This is a genomic window from Ekhidna sp., from assembly GCF_965221965.1.
In the GTDB taxonomy this organism is placed as follows: domain Bacteria; phylum Bacteroidota; class Bacteroidia; order Cytophagales; family Cyclobacteriaceae; genus Ekhidna.
The window spans coordinates 1040935-1058803 of the sequence record NZ_OZ244926.1 but is presented as its reverse complement, the minus strand read 5'-3'; the positions used below and the strand labels follow the sequence as shown (position 1 = coordinate 1058803).

The following is a 17869-nucleotide window of genomic DNA, read 5'->3' as shown; positions in this document are numbered from 1 at the left end:
CTGAGCTGATTATTCCTTACTGTCAGGAATGATCAGCTATTAGTATCTTCATGTAAAATCTCAATATGCCTTACAGGATTCAAGCATTTTTCAAATACGTACCTTTCATCCTGTCCATTGGGCTTGCCAATCAGACTGCCGGACAGTTCAACCCATCAGAAATTGAAATCATTAGGGATCAGTGGGGTGTTCCTCATATTTATGCTCCAACGGACGCTCAGGTTTCTTATGGGTTAGCCTGGGCTCACGCAGAGGACGATTTTAAAACAATTCAGCAGATACTACTTGCTGCTAAACAGATGATGGGCCGCTATCAAGGATCTGATGGAGCACCCATTGATTACGTGGTGGGATTGCTCAGATGCGAAGACATTGTAAACGAACAAATAGAAAAAGTAGATCCTGCCTTCATGAAAATTGTGGAGGGGTATGCTGCAGGCATTAATGCCTATGCAGCCAAACACAAAGATGAAGTCTTGATTAAAAGAGCCTTTCCCGTATCTACTAATGATTTATTTAAAGCTTATGTTCTACAGCTAGCAGTTCAGGATGGAGCAGACAGGCTGATACAAAACCTATTTAGTGGACGCATTGATATAATTGATTTTGAAGCTCGTGGATCGAATGCTTTCGCTATCAGCAGAAAGAAAACAATCGGTGATGAAGTCTTCCTAGCCATTAACTCGCACCAGCCTCTGGAAGGTCCGGCGGCCTGGTATGAAGCTCATCTTGTCAGTGACGAAGGGTGGAATATGTTAGGCGGACTTTTTCCCGGAGGACCTGTGATCTTCCATGGAACCAATGAATACCTGGGATGGGCTCATACCGTCAATTACTTTGATAAACAAGACATTTTCCAGCTGGAAATGCATCCGGAAGAAGATAATCTTTATCGCGTAGACAATGAGTGGCTGGAGCTGGAAAAACGAAAAATTAAACTGAAGGTTAAAATTTTCCTGGGAATCAAAATTGGTGTAAAAAGAGATGCTTACTATTCTGAATACGGTCCTGTAGTCAAAAATGAAAAAGGGTTTTTCGCTTTCCATATGGCTGTTTTTGATGAGATCCGAGCCATTGAACAATGGTACAAAATGAATAAAGCCAGGAGCCTTACTGAGTTTAAAGAAATTTTATCTATGACGGCTATCCCTAGCTTTAACATTGTCTATGCAGACAGATTCGATAGTCTTTTTTATGTAGGAAATGGAAAAATTCCAATGAGAAACCTTAAATATGATTGGAATACAACTCTTCCCGGAAATACAGAAGAAACACTCCCGGGAGAATATCATCCCTTCTCTGATTTACCACAGATCACTAACCCATCGTCGGGGTATTTATTTAATACCAATAATGGAGCGTTTAATGCAACTGCATCATCCGATAATCTTAAGTTTGATGATTTCGACGCTACCATGGGATATCGAAAATTTGATAATAACCGCAGCTATCGTTTTATGGAATTAATTGATCAGTATGACAAGCTCGGCTGGGATGACTTTTTAGACATCAAGTACGACGCGACTCTTCCGGACTCACTCGTTTACCGAATTGATCTCAACCCTGTTTTCCGCCTTGAACCTTCACTCGACGACTCTGTAACTCAAGTCTTGGAGATAATCCAAAGTTGGGATAAGTCTGCTCGGGTAAATCAGGTTGGACCTGCACATCTGAATATTCTTTATCGTCACTTGGCCAGTCAGTCAGATAAAATCGACATTAAGAACTTAACTACTGACCAGTATATTCAGGCTTTAAAGTATGTGAAGAAATATCTGTTACATTTCTTTGGGAAAATTGAAGTAACGCTGGGTGAATACCAAAAATTGGTAAGAGGAAATAATGAATATCCATTGGGAGGTTTACCCGATGTTATTGCGGCAATGAATAACAACTATATGGGTGATGGAAAAGTGAGGGGTAGCTCAGGTGAGTCCTACATCATGATGATCAGATATCCTAAAGATGCTCTGCCAATTATTGAGACCGTCAACGTATTTGGTGCTTCTAATCGACCAGGAAGTCCACATTATGACGATCAAGTTCCCTTGTTTCTTAATCAAAAGCGCAAAAAAATGACATTGGATATTGATGAGGTTCGGAAAAATGCAGAAAGGATTTATCATCCTGAATAGCTTTCGAAATAAAGAATTAATCTTTGAAGACTCTCTATTACCAGAACCTAGCAATTATAACAAAAAAAGGATGCCTTTCGGCATCCTAATTAACCACCTGTAGTCACCAAACTAACGTATTACGTATAATATTCCGGTGATTATTCTTCTAGCACAACATCTAATGTCGTTGCGTTTCCTGCTACTATTTCTACATTCTCTACCGTATCAGCTACAAAATCCGTATGCTCGAACACAACAGAGTAAGTACCCGCTTCAAGACCAAGTACAGTGTAATCTCCGGCATTATCAGCTACAGTTCCTGCTGATACTGTATCTGCAGCAATTACTGAAACAGTAGCTGCCACACCCTCCTCTGCATTGTTTGATATTGCACCTATAAGTCTTCCTGAAGTTGAAAGATTTGCAGCTCTTAAAGTAGGTGAAAAGGTGAATCCAGAATATCCTGACTCAGAGCTACCCTGCGGCACAAAAGACTTACTAACATCAAAGTCGAGTAATAAGTCAGCAGAGAGTCCACCCGCTACTTGAACGGCGGGATCAATAAAAATCTTGATTCCTGTTTGTGCTCCGCTTGGCACATTTAAATCAAAAGTTGTTCCGTCATTTAACTCAACGCTTGCCTCAGATACATAAAGCCTTATTAAGTCATAGGTACCAACCGGCACTTCCATATTCACAAGACTAGCTGTTACACCATTGGTTAAGTCAAGAAGGTTAAATGACATTTCATCTTCTGACAGAATGATAAATGGATTACCATCTACTTCACTTTTATTTCTGGCATCAATTTTTGAGATTGTTACATTCGCTTCCGCTACATCACTGGTGGGAAAAGGTGCATCTGTCAGGGAAAGACTCAATCTTCCTGTTGACGTACCTTCAGATGAATCACCACAGCTTACACCAAATAGACCTACCATCACTATCAGCATCAAGGCTGTTAACTTTCTCATATTCTTCATAATTGGATTCTTAATTTTTTTGTTGAAAAGATCTTGCTGTTGTGTATGAAACCGGTCACCTACGGAAATTCCTACCAGGAATACAGAAATAATTTGAAAAAATTATTCTTTGTGTAGCAAAGCGTTGATTTTCATTGAGATAGAGACAATTATGTAAATACCAGAAAGCTGGAAAATAATGGTCACGCTTTTCAAGGGTGCTTTCAGTGATTATTGGAAATGCATAATTCCTCCAATCACCATTGGGGCCTTCAGGATTTTACATTGGTCGATCCATCAAACTAGGTTCGTGATCTACTTCAAATCGGTCAATTTGAATTTGTATTTCATCCACCAAATCATTCAGAAGAAAGGCGTCAATTACCAGCTCTTATCTGTCCTGCGCGAAGCTACTTGACGTATGTGCTGTCCCCTTCCACGCAAGAGTTCCTATAACTTTCTATGGCATCAGTAAGTGCGTCATTCGATTCTGCAGTAAGTGTGTTTCCATTAAAATCGAGCAATGTAACCGGGTAAGTTATTTCCAGGATCTGAGAGTTGTCTGGATCATTAGCTTTTTCCATCAGATGATAAAAAGATTCATCAAGATAAACTTCGATCACGTTTGCGACCTGATTGAGCGTGTCTAATGACGAAATGTTTACAGGATATACAAAATCCACACATTCGATATCAGGATCTTCTCCACCTTCCACACATTCAGCTTGCAACTGCTTCATTTCTCCTGAATTACTCACTTCTACAATGCTGTAGTCAGCCTTGCTTACCCTAACTGGGTAGATTATCTGAAATTGATTAGGGTTAGTTATTTCCTGCTCATATAGAGATTCAAGTGCAGGAATATCATCAGGTGAGTTCAAATCTACTCTTACCCCTCTTACACGAACAGAATAGGGATACATTGCGGTAAGACAACTTGAATTATCCAGGATATTATCTAAGGAGCCGTCCTGTGAGGTGACATCCATTATAGCATGAACCAGATCAGCTTCCAGGTTGACAATTTTACCATCGTCCACAGGTGTTTGTACAATGTTCTTCTCCTCCAGACATCCCAGCAGGATGAGAAATAAAAAAACACTTGCAAATTGTCTTACTACTTTCGCCATTAAATTTGGCCTCAATTCAAAAATACAACCACTAAATAAACAGATTGTAAATAGAAATTCCTACCTCAATCTAAATCAGATTACAAATTAGCCTGTCTAATTAATGAAAGCCGACAAGGAAAACGTATGTGAACAAAAGGTATTCAATGAGCTTTTCAAGAAGCTATCTTCTGACTTGTATCGGTTTTTGTATTACAAATTTGGCCCAGCTAATAACCCAAGGGATATAGTGCAGGAAGCATTTGCTGCGCTATGGCAAAATTGCGAGAAAGTCACAATCTCTAAAGCTAAGTCATATCTTTTTACAGTAGCCAATAACAAGGTGCTAAATGATCTGGATCGTAAGAAGACTGCTCTCACTTATCGAAACGAGAACCCTACGGACAAAGATCATACTGACACAGAAAGCCCCGAATTTGTGATAGAAGAAAAGGAGTACATGAATCGCTTGCAAAAAGCATTAAATGAGCTTTCAGAAGATCAACGGGTCACATTTATGATGAATCGGGTGGAAGGTAAGAAACACAAGGAAATTGCTGAAATTCTAGGTATATCGAGAAAAGCAGTAGAGAAAAGGATTTATAAAGCTTTAGATGTATTAAGAGAAAAACTTGGTGATTTTGACCGATAAGGTAGGAAAAACGGAAGATTACCTGTTTTATAAATATCGAAGGCAAAATGGATGCAGATAAATACATAAAAAAATGGCTTGAAGGCACTTTAAGCGAATCAGAAAAGGCTGAGTTTGAAAAATCAAACGAGTATGAATTTCTGAATCGTCTGGATAATGCTTTAAAGCAGTTTAGAGCGCCTGAATATCAAGTAGACGAAGAGTTACGTCACTTGAATCAATTACCTAAAGCCAAGCCGGCAAAAATGATCAGCTGGCCGACTGCACTTTTGAAGATTGCCGCTATTCTGATTTTACTTTCAGGTCTTACTTTTATTTTTATTACCAATTTTAGCTCATCAGAAGATGTTCAGCAGTTAATCTCTTACGATGATACCTACCAGAGTAAAATTTACTTACCTGACCATTCATCAGTACAATTAAATACTGACTCCAGGATTTCTTTCAATAAGAAAGCATGGAATGATCAACGAAGCATCTCCTTAGTTGGAGAAGCCTTTTTCTCAGTCGAGAAAGGAGAAAAATTCAGCGTAACGACAGCAATCGGAGAGGTAACGGTTCTTGGGACAGAGTTTAATGTCAAAAACAGAGATGAATTTTTCCAGGTTTCGTGTTTTGAAGGCAAAGTTGCCGTTTCATTCGATGGTAAAGAATTTATTCTTGATGCCGGTCAACAAATACAGGCATTTGACAATCAGGTATTCCAAAATGAAATCAAAAAAGGTAAAGGACCGTCTTGGATTAACGGTATAAGTGAATTTGACAGTGTGCCTGTAAAAGAAGTTTTCGCAGAACTGGAAAGACAATTTGACATCTCAATCAGCTATGGAGATGATACTCTTAACCCAGATCGTTTATTTACTGGGGCATTTTCCCACACAAATTTAGATTCCGCCCTGAAATCGATTACTATTCCCTTAAATTTAACTTTTAAGAAGAGTGGTAACACGATTACACTGACTAAAAATTGATATTCCAACGCCTGGTCGTATATTTTTCTTTAGTTGTTCTTTTTTCACTTCAATCCCACAGCCAAACCTCGCCAGAGGTACGGCTATTGGAAGTGCTGAAAGATCTTGAAGAAAGGTTTGATATTACCTTTTCGTATGCTGATGATTTGGTCAAAGATCGAGTGGTTCCTGCAGACTCCTCTTTTACATCAATCAAAGATTGGCAGGACTTTCTCGCCGAAAATACCGGGTTGGTATTCCAAAGAATTTCAGGAAGCATTATTACAATCAGTAAAAATGAAACCTTCGAACCTTATGAAATATCAGGCACAATAACAGATGCGGAAACCACTGAAACAATTCCATTCGCTACAATTTCAACCCGATACAGTTATACCATCAGTAATGAGAGCGGTCAGTATGAGCTGCCCATAAATCGAAATGGCATTGACTCCATATATGTAAGTCACCTGGCCTACATGCCCTCGTCATTTGCAATACCCGGAGTGGCTTCACAAAAATTCAACCTGAATCTGATTCCCAGATTTAAAACGCTCCCGGAAATTGTCGTTAGCAACTACCTCGTGGGGGGTATTTCACGTGGAGTTAGTGGGGAATATGTCTTTAAACCAAAAAATCAGCAAATCCTTCCGGGTTTATCTGAACCCGACATTCTTTTCACCATTCAAGCTTTCCCAGGCATACAAAGTGTGGGTGAGTCAGTGTCTGATATTAACATCAGAGGAGGAACCAACGATCAAAATCTCGTATTATGGGATGGAATGAGGTTATACCAATCAGGACATTTTTTTGGACTTATTTCAGCCTTCAATCCTCACGTAACCAGTCAGGTTACATTGGTTAAAAATGGAACAAGTGCAGAGTTTGGCAATGGTGTTTCGGGTACCATTTTGATGAAATCAGCATTCGATCAGCCTGAAAAAGTAACAGGTGAAGCCGGTAGTAACCTTCTCCATTCAGATGTCAATGTAAAGGTTCCTATTGGGAAAAAGGCGGCTTTTTCGATCGCGGGTAGAAGGTCTTTGACAGATTTTTTTGATACACCTACATTCAATAATTATTTCGATCGGGCCTTTCAGAACTCTCAAATAAGCACCTCTCAATCTTCGGACACCATCCTTCAATCCACCAATGACTTTTACTTCTATGATCTAAATGCAACCCTCAGGTTCAAACCCTCTCCTAAAAATGAAGTGAGAATCAGCGCTATCCACATATTCAACCAGCTTTCATATACAGAAAGTAAGTTATCCAATGACATCCTTCAGGAAAAAATAAGTGAATTAGGTCAGAACAGTACAGCTGGTGGGGTCTTCTTTGATCGTTTGTGGAGTAAGAAAGTAAAGACCTCTTTTAGTAGCTCCCTTTCAACCTATAACCTCAATGCCTTCAATCAAGATATAACTAATGAGCAATCATTCAATCAAAAAAACAACGTTATAGATATTACCTTGTCCGGAAAAGCCAACATCGCTTTGAGTCCACGACATAACCTGAACACTGGTTATACCTACAACGAATCAGCTGTTGGGGTTTCCCTTGTCATAGACAACCCAGCCTTTAGAAATGAGATCCAGGAAGTACTTACCAGTCACATCCTTTTCTTAGAGTCAGACGCCTCGCTTCCAGACGAAAAGACTGATCTGAAAGCCGGGGTTCGCTTAAACTACTACCCGAAACTAAATGATAAATTTATTCCAGAACCACGGGTCTCTGTCAGACATCAACTAGATGATCGCTTTGCACTTGAGTTCACAGGAGAGATGAAAAATCAAACCAAGACTCAAATAATTGACTTGCAAACAGATTTCCTGGGGGTTGAGAAAAGAAGATGGGCACTTAGTAACAATCGTGACATCCCGGTTTTAAGAAGTGGGCAAGTTTCACTGGGAATCAGTTATGAGAAAGCACATTTAATTACCCAGATAGAAGGATATTTCAAAAAAGTAAATAACATCATTACCTCAAGTCAGGGGTTTCAAAATCAATTTGAGGGCATTCGAAGTGCTGGAAACTATGAAACTTATGGTGTTGAAACACTGATTCAGTACACTGGTGGTTCTTACTCAATATGGACCAGCTATGTTCTGGCAAAAAATCAATATAGATTTAACAGTCTAACCCCATCTCAATTTCCTAACAATCTGGACATAACGCATAACCTATTTTTAGGTGGTAGCTATCAAACAGGAAGTCTTGAGCTATCCACCGGAATTTATTGGCGTAGCGGAAGGCCAATTACACGTCCTCTCACAGAACAACCCATCAATGCTGGAAGAATCAACTTCAGTAGTCCAAATAGTGATCATTTGCAGAATTACTTACGAATTGATCTTTCTTCTGTATATCATTTAAAATTAAGTGACCAAACCAAAGCTGAAGTAGGATTCTCAATCTGGAATCTGACCAATCACTCCAACATTATCAATGAATTCTATCAGTTGGGTTCTGAAAATGAAACAATAAAGCTTGTTCGAGAGGCTTTAAAATTTACACCAAACTTCATGGTGAGAGTTTCATTTTGATTAGCTCATTAAAAATCTCGCTGACACTATTTTAGAATCTATATCATCCAAGATCAGGCTATTTATATTATCTTGATAGAATAAAACCAACCAAAATCCCATGAAATCACTTAGCAAAATTTTAGCTGTAGCCATTCTAGCCGCATGCGCGACATCAAAAGATGAAACCCCTGAAGTCCAGAAGTACTCAATCGGACAGTTCTATGAAAATGTAAGTGTGAGCGGCGGTAGCTTCTCTCCCGATGAAAGCAAGCTTCTTATCAATAGCAATGAAACCGGAATTTTCAATGTGTATGAAATAGATATAGCAAGTGGAGAAAAAAAGCAACTAACAAACTCATCCCAAGAATCCTATTTTGGACAATCATATTTCCCAAATGACGATCGGTTTATCTTTTCATTTGATGAGGGAGGAAACGAAAACTTTAAGGTTTTTATGATGAACCAGAAAGGTCAATCGAAAGATTTAACACCCGGAGACAGTGTCAGAAATGGCTTTTACGGATGGAGTAGGGATGAAGAAAGCATGTATCTGATGTCCAATAAGAGAGACCCTCGCTACATGGATGTTTACGAAATGCAGATTTCCTCTATGGATGATGAGATGCCAGTTAGTGAGATTATCTATCAAAACAATGATGGCCTTGATGTAGGCGCAATTTCACCAAATGAACGGTTTTATGCCCTTACCGAAACCATCACCAGCGCTGATGGTAAAATGTACCTCTACGATCGGGAAAGTGGAGAAAAGACCGATATTTCTGTACATGAAGGGGATGCTACTTATAGTCCTCAATTCTTTAGTCTGGATAACAAAAACCTGTACTATACAACCGACGAAAATTCTGATTTTGTATATCTGGCTAAAAGAGATCTGGAATCCGGAGAGGTTGAGACAATATTCGAAACGAACTGGGATGTATGGTACGCATATGACTCCTGGAATGAGAAGTATCGAGTTATTGGCATCAACGAGGATGCAAAAACAGTAGTGAAAATCTTCAACCAGGAAACTGGTGAAGAAGTACAGCTACCTGAAATTGAAGGAGGTAGCATTTCATCTGTAAACATTTCTAAAAGTGAGAATCTAGCCCGACTAATAGTGAGTACCTCTGCATCTCCAAGCAATATTTATGTATACAATTTTGAAACAGGAGATCTGAAAAAACTTACGGATACGCTTAATCCTGAGATTAACTCAGATGATCTGGTTGAGGGTAAAGTGGTGCGCTACGAATCATTTGATGGCCTCACAATTCCTGCTATTTATTATCAGCCGAAGCAAGCATCAGAGAAGAATAAGGTCCCGGGACTAGTGTGGGTGCATGGTGGTCCTGGTGGACAGTCAAGGCTTAATTATTTCGCATTGGTACAGTATCTGGTTAATCATGGATATGCCGTTCTTGCTGTAAACAACCGGGGAAGTAGTGGTTATGGCAAAGAGTTCAATCATCTGGATGATAAAAACCACGGAGATAAAGATTTAAAAGATTGTGTTGCAGGTAAAAATTTTTTCGCATCAACCGGAGTTGTTGATATGGAAAAAGTGGGAATCATTGGAGGCTCTTATGGTGGCTATATGGTAATGGCTGCACTAACTTTTGAACCAGAAGCCTTTGATGTGGGAGTGAATATTTTTGGAGTTACTAATTGGTTGCGAACGCTCAAGTCGATCCCTCCGTACTGGGAAAGTTTCAGAAAAGCACTATATGATGAATTAGGTGATCCTACCACAGAAGATTCGGTAAGACTTTATGAGATTTCACCCCTTTTTCACACCGAGAATGTCACTAAACCTTTAATGGTTTTACAAGGTGCCAACGACGTACGTGTACTGCAAGTTGAGTCAGACGAAATTGTAGAAGGCGTTCGGGCAAGTGGAGTACCTGTGGAGTATATCGTTTTTGATGATGAAGGACATGGATTCCGTAAAAATGAGAATGCAATTGAGGGATATGGACAGATTAAAGAATTTCTGGATCAATATCTAAAAGGTGAAACACCTGTTGATAAAGAATAAGGTCAAGCTGGATCACTTTAAAATTCAATTTTAGACACTTAAAAAGGGCAGGTAATACCTGTCTTTTTTTGACTTTATTTATTCTGATTATTCAACTTTAGATGGTTTTTTTGATCAATGCGTATCCAATACCTTAATTGATAGAAATTAAACTAACTGCCTGCTAATGAATATGAATCATATTTTTCTCAGGGAGCCACAATCTGATAAATTTGAGGAAATGAAAAACGAATAGCATTCAACTAAATCCACCACCCATGTCAGAAAATGAAGATGTAATACCAAGTGTACGATTCAACCCAACGACAGGCCTACTAAAGATCGAGGGCAGGTCTGCAATGCGGGATGTGCAGGACTTTTACCTCCCTATTATCCAGCAGGTTGAAAGCACCACTGTTCCCACATTCATAGTTGAAATAAAGCTGGAGCACTTTGATACCGGCACCATGAAGTGTCTGTTTCAATTAATGAAAACTTTGAAAGGCAAACAAGAGATGGGTGCCATGATCATGGTTCGTTGGTTTAGTGAAAAAGGAGATGAAGATCACAAAGAGCTTGGTGAGGATCTTGAGAATCGATCCGGCTTGAAATTCAATTACGTTAATCATTGAATAGCGTATCCATTTTCACGGTTTTAATCTCCCCATTCAGTTCATAAAAGAAATACTTGCTATCAGGAGAGAAAGTTGGAGTTAGCTCCCACTCTCTCCTTCTATTGATTCTTTTTAGGGGAGTCGGAGTTGTCCACTCACCCTCCTTTCTATGACTGAAATACATAGAAATCTCATCTGAATCAAAGTGGTATCGGTTCAGAATCATAAACTGCCCATCCGGAGTAATTGCTAAATCATTTTCACTGTCAGGAGAATTAAGCTCCCCAACCAAAACAGGCTTTCCGAATTCAGATCCTTGATCTTCGGAGCGGTAAATATCCATTGAACCCAGACCACCAGGTCTATCCGAGTTGAAAAACAAATGCCCTCTACTCGTGATAGATGGATATGACTCGTGATTCGCTGTATTGATTGCTACAAGATATTCAGGCACTCCAAACTCCCCCTCCTGGAATGAGACTCTCCAAATATTCACTTTCTCAGATGGAAGACTATCCCCCTGCGCTGGCCTGTTTGAATTAAAAAATATCCATTTTCCATCGGGTGAAAACACCGGATGATAGTTGTTGTATTTGCTATTAAAAGACACTAGCATTGGGTCTGACCAATGATTTTCTATCCATTCCAACTGATAGATCCTATACAGGTATTTTCCTGTTCTTTGATCCAATTCATCCGAAGGTTTGGAAATCAAAAGAAGTCGACCGGTTGGATGAAAGGCTAGTCCATTGCCAACGGAAACATTTTTTAAGGCTTCAATTTGCTTTACGGATAAGGTAGTACCCGAGCATCCGATTGACCAACTTAGAACTAACAGAAAACCAACCTTATAAACCTTATTCATTCAGCAGACTAAAATCAGATAACGTATTCTTCCCTTTCAAGATAAGGTTTTTCTGATCTTTTATCTCCGGACATTCAGGGAGAAGTTCTACATAAGACAATACTACTTCTGCTGATTTTTCATCGTTCAGCAGGATGAATTGAACCATATTCAATCCCTGTTGGAAATCGAATCCTTCTCTTTTTAAAAATCGCAGATAAGCATTCTCCCTAAGGTCTTGCTCTGTTTCATCGAAGAGATTAAAGCAACCAACCCTCCTATAGACATTCATTCCATTCAGTGTATCCACTGGGAGGTCATAAGTAAACCGGCCTTTTGGATCCAGATGCTCTTCTGCTAGTAAAATGATCATCTCATTCGATGAAAGGAAAGTTGCTGTGGAAACCTTAAAAGGCACTCCATCATGCGATTCCACAAAATCATGTTCACCGAAAGGTTCAAAATCGTTTCGCAACTTAAGACTTATCGAAAGACGATGTGTAGTCGCCACTACAGATCGATCAACAGAAATAAAATCAAAATTAGGTTCTGATTTATTGCAGCTAACCAGAATTAAAACGCAAACAATTACACAACCAAATTTCATGATTTCCCTTCCAGTTTTTTTATTGCTTCCCTGGCGGACGGTAGATCAGGCCGGATACTCAATGCCTTTTTATAAGCGTTGAGAGATTCCTTATCTCGGCCTTTTTTCATTAGTGCCTCTCCATAGCTATCCCAGCAGTTTGCAATATCCGGAAACAATTCCGTATTCAATTTAAAGACTTCAATAGCTGAATCTACCTCCTCATCGAATAGTAGATTGTATCCGATCATATTGAGGATCATATCCTTTGGATCCTGCGGGTGAAAATTCATCGTTAAATCCTCCCAGTTTTTCTTCACAAACTCCGCTCCTTTTTCGGAAAAGGTCTGATAAACATTTTGAACAGCTGGAAGTGAAGGCTTTTGGGGCTCCTGCCCACGAATGATAGCCAGAATTCCAGCTCCCAGGTTCTCCGCTACAACTTCATCCATATTCGCAAACACTAACACTGATATCTTGTCTCTTAATATTTCATAATGCACCGTGTTTGATCCTTCAAACCCTCCGGCATGGCTCATCGCTCCTCCGGTGGTCATGTGTTCCTGATAAAAAGGATAATACATATCCAATCGCCGAGTTTTTTCATCCCAAAGTTTATCTCCATAATGATACGCCCGATAGAATTTGAGCATATCAGAAGTAGTGGAGTAAAAGCCTCCTGCCGGTGTACTGATCTCCTGAAGCTCATCATTATTCATCAACTCACCCTTCATGCTCTTGTAATATCCTACAGCTCTTTTTGGGGTGCTATACTTTTCTGTTAAGTAAGTTTCCTTCATACCCATTGGCTTTGTGATTCGCTCCTCTATCAGATCGAAATAAGACTGTCCGGTTGCCTTTTCTGCAATCAAGCCCAATAGCACATAACCAGCATTACTGTATTCTTGTCCATCTCCGGGAGGAAACATAAGTGGCTGCTTCTTGATATGCTCAAGAGCTACTTCCATGCTCTTCTTTTCGTAAGGTATCTCCCAGTATTCTCTGGTGTGATAATCTGCATATCCAGATTGGTGATTCAATAGGTGTTCGATAGTAATATTTTCAGCTGCCTCTTTCGGGAAACCACTCAAATAATCTCCTAGCTTATCATTCAAGGATAGCCTGCCTTCATTCACAAGCTTCAAAATCAAAACCTTGGTAAAGGATTTGTTCATACTACCAATATCAAAATGGGTATCTAATGTATTTAGAATACCCTCCTCACGATTGGCCAAACCGAAGGCTTTATGATAAACCGGCTTACCATCATCTGCAATAAGTACAACCCCTGAAAAAATATCAAGCGCCTGGTACTCGTTTACCAGCTCTTCTACTTTGGATTCAAAATCTGGAGATCTCAAAATCTGCGCTCCGCTGGACTGTCCAAATCCTGTGAGCGCAGGTAATAGGAAGAAGAGTAAAAATGATCGTTTCATGTCGTTTTTATTTTCAGTTTATTTCAATGCTACGACTTTAGATCATGAACTTTTCATCCATGGTAAGAAGATGCTCAGTGGTGGGACGAAACATTAAAAAAAAGGTATAAACCAAAATGAATAGGTTTAATCACGGCAAAAGAGACATTCATAACATCTTACCTTCAAAACCTGCGAAAGCAGCTATTTTTAAATCATGAATTGGAAGACGATCATAATCCATCTCTTTTTTTGGATAAGTACCGGGTGGTTAATCACCAGCGGGTTTTCTATAGAGCGACAGGAAATGGAAATTATCAATGGAGTGGAACGAGTGGAGACCATCAGAAACGCACAACTCATTTTTAAGCTGATTTTCTGTGTTTTTATATCAGCTATCATTAGCTATATCAATGTTTGGAACCTGAGCAAGCTTAACTCATCTGCACATCGTCCAACAATCATTTCCCGGTCAGTTCTTATCTATCTGGTAGGTCTTGCAGTTTTGGTTATCTCCAACCAATTTTCTAATACACTACGCTTACCTCTAAGCCTGTTAGCCGGCATCACTTTATTTTACTATACTATTTCCATTGCTTACGGACTTACACGTATGTGGATCAAAACGGACCGCAACCAACGCCAGCTACAATTGGAAAAGAAGCAGGCCGAAATCAATCTAATGCGCAATCAACTGCAACCTCACTTTTTGTTCAACGCGTTGAACAATCTGCTTTCTATGGTAGATCAGCAGTCTGCGCCAAAGCTTGCACGTTCTTTCGAGGGGTTATCACAATTGCTCCGCTACGTCATTGACGAAACCAAATCGGATGAGGTAAGCATTCAGCAGGAGATCGATTTTACAAAAAATTACATCTCCCTTCAACTGCTTCGGTTTGAAACAGATGAGGTGAATGTCGATTTACAAGTGAGCGGCGACTATAACAATCAAAAGGTAGAACCTGGTTTATTCATTTCATTCGTAGAAAATGCGTTTAAATATGGGACTGAACCAGAAAAGAAAACTTCTATTGAAATCCGTTTTGATATTAGCCAATCAAATCAAATCTTCTTTTCTACTATGAATGAAGTATTAGATAGTGTGAGCAAAACAGGCAATGGAACGGGTATAGAAACTGTAAGAAAACGATTAGCCCTTGTTTACCCTGAAAGACACAGTCTGGAAATTAAGTCTGAAGATTTATTTGAGGTAAATCTAAAACTGGAAACGACATGAGAGTCATAATCGTAGACGATGAACCCAAAGCAATAGACCTATTATCAGGTTATCTAAACCACTTCAAAGGCGTAGAACTGGTCGGTGCTTTTCGCAATGGACTCAAAGCTTTTGAATTTCTTTCAAACGAAAAGGTAGATGTCGTTTTTCTGGACATTAACATGCCACACATCACAGGTATTTCTTTATCCAAAATGATAGATTCAGACACAAAGGTCATATTTACAACAGCCTATTCCGAGTATGCAGTGGAAAGCTACGAAGTGAATGCTATTGACTACTTGCTAAAGCCCATTTCATTAGAGCGATTTACAAATGCGATGAGTAAGCTGCTCAAAAAAAGTGAAGTAAAAAAAGAGGATACCAATTCTACCATTGCCATCAAAAGTGGAGCATCTACGTATCTAATCAACACGGAATCCATTCTGTATCTTGAAAAAGATGGCAACTATATGACTTATCATACCTCCAATGAAAAAATCATTGCACGGGAATCGGTCAGTGAAGCATTGAGTCGTCTGCCCGGTTATTTCATGCAAGTGCAGCGCTCCTTTATCGCTAATACAAAAGCGATAACCAAACTGAATAATGATACCATTTACATTGGAAAACAGATAATTCCAATTGGAGCAAACTTTAAGGAAAGTGTCTTTAAAAAACTGACGCTATAAAAAAAGCCCCACTTTTCAGCGGGGCTTTATATTTTATCAACTGTTACTTAGTCATGTGTGCCCTGCACAGTCACACCAAATTGTTTCAATTCCATTGACATGCTGGTTTTATCACCACTATCTTCAAATTTGATAACGACCTGACCATCGAGTGATTGCCATGTATCTTCATTTGGCAAAACAACCATGTTCATTCCGGCGGCAGGTATTTTCACTTTTACCAGACCCTCTTCCTTTTCCATTGTTGCACTGATATTAAAGTTGGCAATGGTATAAGACCCAAGAATTGATTCCGGTACTTCTACGCCCGCCATTCGTTCCTGAAGTGACGGATAGAAGTTATCTGTATCATCAAGGTCAGGAACACTGGCATTTACGGCTATGGTTTCAATCTTTTTGTATTCAGGAATGGATACTACAAACTCATTCTTGCCATAAATTTCTTTACCTGAGAGAGTGGTTTCATAGTCTGTTCCATCATTATATTTCACCTCTACTTTCACCGGCACAGGTCTGCTACCTGCATTAATAACCGTAAGCTTATCTTTCTTGATTCCCCCTATCTTTAGATCCGGAGCACCAAATTCAAAGAACCAAGGCTTCCACAGCCAGCTTAGGTCTTGTCCACTGACATCCTCCATGGTGTAAAAGAAATCATAAGGAATTGGAGACTTAAGTGCCCATCTGTTGATGTACTCCTTGTACGCTTTGAAAAACACTTCATCACCCAAGTGCTGGTGAAGCATTGAGTAAATAAATGCCGGCAATGGGTAAGCAGAATATCCATAGTTGGTGCCATCCATGAATTGAGAAGACGCAAATAATGGCAAGTCTTCATACTGTCCCTGCATCCCTCCTACACTTCCTTTGAAAGTAGTGAAAAGCGGAGAGTCATCATTTTGGAAAAATCGATTCGTCACCAATGAGGTAATGTAATCTGCCCAACCTTCATCCATCCAGGCAAAACGTCTTTCATTGACACGCACATACATTGGGAAGTACATGTGGTACATTTCATGGACGGTAACCCCCAAACCAGGGCCGCCATTGTAGGCCATCATTGGAAACTCCATTCCACCCCCTCCTAGTCCAATGAAGGTGGTAAATCTTGGGTACGGATAAGGAACACCCGGAATATCTTCGGAGAAGTGCTTCATGGTCTTCTGCTGATTTGGAGTCATAGCAGCAAAAGCTTGTGGGTTACCCATGGGATATACTGAGCTAATCAAGACGTCTTCTCCATCTACTTTTTGAGAGGCTGCATTCCACTCATAGTGGTCACTCATCGCGAAGGCGAAATCCGGTACTTCATCGGCCTTAAAACTCCATATCCCTGACTTGTGTGAGAAGCTATCATTTAGATCATCACCTCCAATAATATCCATTGGTTCAGTCGCAGTAAGTGCCGTATTGTAGCGCTCCAGAATTTCCTCATTGAACACTTTGTCCGGGTTCTGTAGGACTCCAGTCGCCCAGATAGTGAATGAATCAGGAGCTGTAAATTCCACATTGAAATTTGCCAGGTTATTATAAAACTCCGTTCTAAACGTGTAGTTCTGTGTATCCCAGCCAAATACATCGTCATAAACGGCAATTTGTGGATACCAATAGGCCACAAAAAATGAAGTACTGTCTGCCACCCCGGTTCTTCGGTTGGTGTAAGGAATAACTGTTTCCCAGTTTATTGCCAGATCAATGCTTTCACCGCTTTTCACTGGCTCTTCCAGACGGATAAAAAGGTTAGTTCCATTTCGGGTTACAGATCGGCTGTCAAGATCAATTGAGTCGCCTCGTACTTGCACCATGTTTAATGTCATCCCGTCATTTACATCACGATCATCGATAGTGGTGAGTCGGGTGTTTCCCTTCTTATATACATCATTGTATAAACGAACCACAATAGCCGAAAGATCATCCGGACTATTATTTTGATACTTGATGGTAGACTTTCCATTGATCCCACGAGTTTCTGGATCTATGGAGGCTTTGATATCATAGTCTACAGTGTTATGCCAGTAATTAGGTCCCGGCTTTCCATCATAAGATCTGGTTCCTTTTTCGTATGCTTGTCGCATCTCCTTTGGCATGAAGAATCGCTTCTCCTGAGCCATCAAAGTGACACACAGCATGAGTGTGATAAGTGAAAATACTTTTCTCATAGTGATTT

At 39.8% G+C, this 17869-nt stretch carries 14 protein-coding genes; 8 read left to right on the top strand and 6 right to left on the bottom strand.

The window, feature by feature from the left end; translation table 11 throughout:
* Positions 1–65: 65 nt before the first annotated feature.
* On the top strand, positions 66–2135 hold the full coding sequence (locus tag ACOQON_RS05220) for a penicillin acylase family protein (RefSeq protein ID WP_420577870.1): 2070 nt from the start codon (positions 66–68) through the stop codon (positions 2133–2135).
* A gap of 140 nt (positions 2136–2275) precedes the next feature.
* Here ACOQON_RS05220 and ACOQON_RS05215 read toward each other — a convergent pair whose 3' ends face one another.
* On the bottom strand, positions 2276–3091 hold the full coding sequence (locus ACOQON_RS05215) for a DUF4382 domain-containing protein (RefSeq protein ID WP_420577869.1): 816 nt from the start codon (positions 3089–3091) through the stop codon (positions 2276–2278).
* Between the two features lie 398 nt (positions 3092–3489).
* The gene (locus tag ACOQON_RS05210; RefSeq protein ID WP_420577868.1) at positions 3490–4209 is read right to left on the bottom strand and encodes a hypothetical protein; all 720 of its coding nucleotides are present in this window, start codon (positions 4207–4209) and stop codon (positions 3490–3492) included.
* 103 nt (positions 4210–4312) lie between these two features.
* On the opposite strand from ACOQON_RS05210, the gene ACOQON_RS05205 reads away from it, so the two are divergent.
* The 5 genes from ACOQON_RS05205 (at position 4313) to ACOQON_RS05185 (ending at position 10967) form a co-directional block, all read left to right on the top strand.
* A complete protein-coding gene (locus ACOQON_RS05205; protein ID WP_420577867.1) occupies positions 4313–4840 on the top strand; it encodes an RNA polymerase sigma factor in 528 nt (175 codons plus the stop codon).
* A 47-nt stretch (positions 4841–4887) separates the two neighbouring features.
* Entirely contained in the window at positions 4888–5811 is a 924-nt protein-coding gene (locus ACOQON_RS05200) for a FecR family protein (protein ID WP_420577866.1), read from the top strand.
* A gap of 92 nt (positions 5812–5903) precedes the next feature.
* Positions 5904–8336, top strand: a complete 2433-nt coding sequence (locus tag ACOQON_RS05195; RefSeq protein ID WP_420578679.1) for a TonB-dependent receptor — start codon at positions 5904–5906, stop codon at positions 8334–8336.
* 100 nt (positions 8337–8436) lie between these two features.
* On the top strand, positions 8437–10356 hold the full coding sequence (locus tag ACOQON_RS05190) for an alpha/beta fold hydrolase (protein ID WP_420577865.1): 1920 nt from the start codon (positions 8437–8439) through the stop codon (positions 10354–10356).
* A 257-nt stretch (positions 10357–10613) separates the two neighbouring features.
* Positions 10614–10967 (top strand): DUF1987 domain-containing protein, encoded by a 354-nt coding sequence (locus tag ACOQON_RS05185; RefSeq protein WP_420577864.1) that lies wholly within the window; start codon positions 10614–10616, stop codon positions 10965–10967.
* Here ACOQON_RS05185 and ACOQON_RS05180 read toward each other — a convergent pair.
* The 3 genes from ACOQON_RS05180 to ACOQON_RS05170 are packed head-to-tail and all read right to left on the bottom strand — an operon-like array spanning position 10957 to position 13815.
* Positions 10957–11814 carry a hypothetical protein gene (locus tag ACOQON_RS05180; RefSeq protein ID WP_420577863.1) on the bottom strand — a complete coding sequence of 286 codons (858 nt, stop codon included), beginning with the start codon at positions 11812–11814 and terminating at the stop codon, positions 10957–10959. The genes ACOQON_RS05185 and ACOQON_RS05180 overlap by 11 nt on opposite strands.
* Positions 11807–12400, bottom strand: a complete 594-nt coding sequence (locus tag ACOQON_RS05175; RefSeq protein WP_420577862.1) for a hypothetical protein — start codon at positions 12398–12400, stop codon at positions 11807–11809. The genes ACOQON_RS05180 and ACOQON_RS05175 overlap by 8 nt, the downstream gene beginning before the upstream one ends.
* The gene (locus ACOQON_RS05170; protein ID WP_420577861.1) at positions 12397–13815 is read right to left on the bottom strand and encodes a serine hydrolase; all 1419 of its coding nucleotides are present in this window, start codon (positions 13813–13815) and stop codon (positions 12397–12399) included. Before ACOQON_RS05170 ends, ACOQON_RS05175 begins: the two co-directional genes overlap by 4 nt.
* 196 nt (positions 13816–14011) lie before the next feature.
* Here ACOQON_RS05170 and ACOQON_RS05165 point away from each other — a divergent pair, with 196 nt between their 5' ends.
* Positions 14012–15031: a sensor histidine kinase gene (locus ACOQON_RS05165; protein ID WP_420577860.1), complete on the top strand. Its 1020-nt coding sequence runs from the start codon at positions 14012–14014 to the stop codon at positions 15029–15031.
* The gene (locus ACOQON_RS05160; RefSeq protein ID WP_420577859.1) at positions 15028–15702 is read left to right on the top strand and encodes a LytR/AlgR family response regulator transcription factor; all 675 of its coding nucleotides are present in this window, start codon (positions 15028–15030) and stop codon (positions 15700–15702) included. The genes ACOQON_RS05165 and ACOQON_RS05160 overlap by 4 nt, the downstream gene beginning before the upstream one ends.
* A gap of 47 nt (positions 15703–15749) precedes the next feature.
* Here ACOQON_RS05160 and ACOQON_RS05155 read toward each other — a convergent pair whose 3' ends face one another.
* Positions 15750–17861 (bottom strand): M1 family metallopeptidase, encoded by a 2112-nt coding sequence (locus ACOQON_RS05155; protein WP_420577858.1) that lies wholly within the window; start codon positions 17859–17861, stop codon positions 15750–15752.
* Positions 17862–17869: the final 8 nt, after the last annotated feature.

Bases quoted from the DNA above. Each gene is read 5' to 3' on its own strand.
- ACOQON_RS05220 (WP_420577870.1), top strand. From the start codon at position 66: ATGCCTTACAGGATTCAAGCATTTTTCAAATACGTACCTTTCATCCTG.
- ACOQON_RS05215 (WP_420577869.1), bottom strand. From the start codon at position 3,091: ATGAGAAAGTTAACAGCCTTGATGCTGATAGTGATGGTAGGTCTATTT.
- ACOQON_RS05210 (WP_420577868.1), bottom strand. From the start codon at position 4,209: ATGGCGAAAGTAGTAAGACAATTTGCAAGTGTTTTTTTATTTCTCATC.
- ACOQON_RS05205 (WP_420577867.1), top strand. From the start codon at position 4,313: ATGAAAGCCGACAAGGAAAACGTATGTGAACAAAAGGTATTCAATGAG.
- ACOQON_RS05200 (WP_420577866.1), top strand. From the start codon at position 4,888: ATGGATGCAGATAAATACATAAAAAAATGGCTTGAAGGCACTTTAAGC.
- ACOQON_RS05190 (WP_420577865.1), top strand. From the start codon at position 8,437: ATGAAATCACTTAGCAAAATTTTAGCTGTAGCCATTCTAGCCGCATGC.
- ACOQON_RS05185 (WP_420577864.1), top strand. From the start codon at position 10,614: ATGTCAGAAAATGAAGATGTAATACCAAGTGTACGATTCAACCCAACG.
- ACOQON_RS05180 (WP_420577863.1), bottom strand. From the start codon at position 11,814: ATGAATAAGGTTTATAAGGTTGGTTTTCTGTTAGTTCTAAGTTGGTCA.
- ACOQON_RS05175 (WP_420577862.1), bottom strand. From the start codon at position 12,400: ATGAAATTTGGTTGTGTAATTGTTTGCGTTTTAATTCTGGTTAGCTGC.
- ACOQON_RS05170 (WP_420577861.1), bottom strand. From the start codon at position 13,815: ATGAAACGATCATTTTTACTCTTCTTCCTATTACCTGCGCTCACAGGA.
- ACOQON_RS05165 (WP_420577860.1), top strand. From the start codon at position 14,012: ATGAATTGGAAGACGATCATAATCCATCTCTTTTTTTGGATAAGTACC.
- ACOQON_RS05160 (WP_420577859.1), top strand. From the start codon at position 15,028: ATGAGAGTCATAATCGTAGACGATGAACCCAAAGCAATAGACCTATTA.
- ACOQON_RS05155 (WP_420577858.1), bottom strand. From the start codon at position 17,861: ATGAGAAAAGTATTTTCACTTATCACACTCATGCTGTGTGTCACTTTG.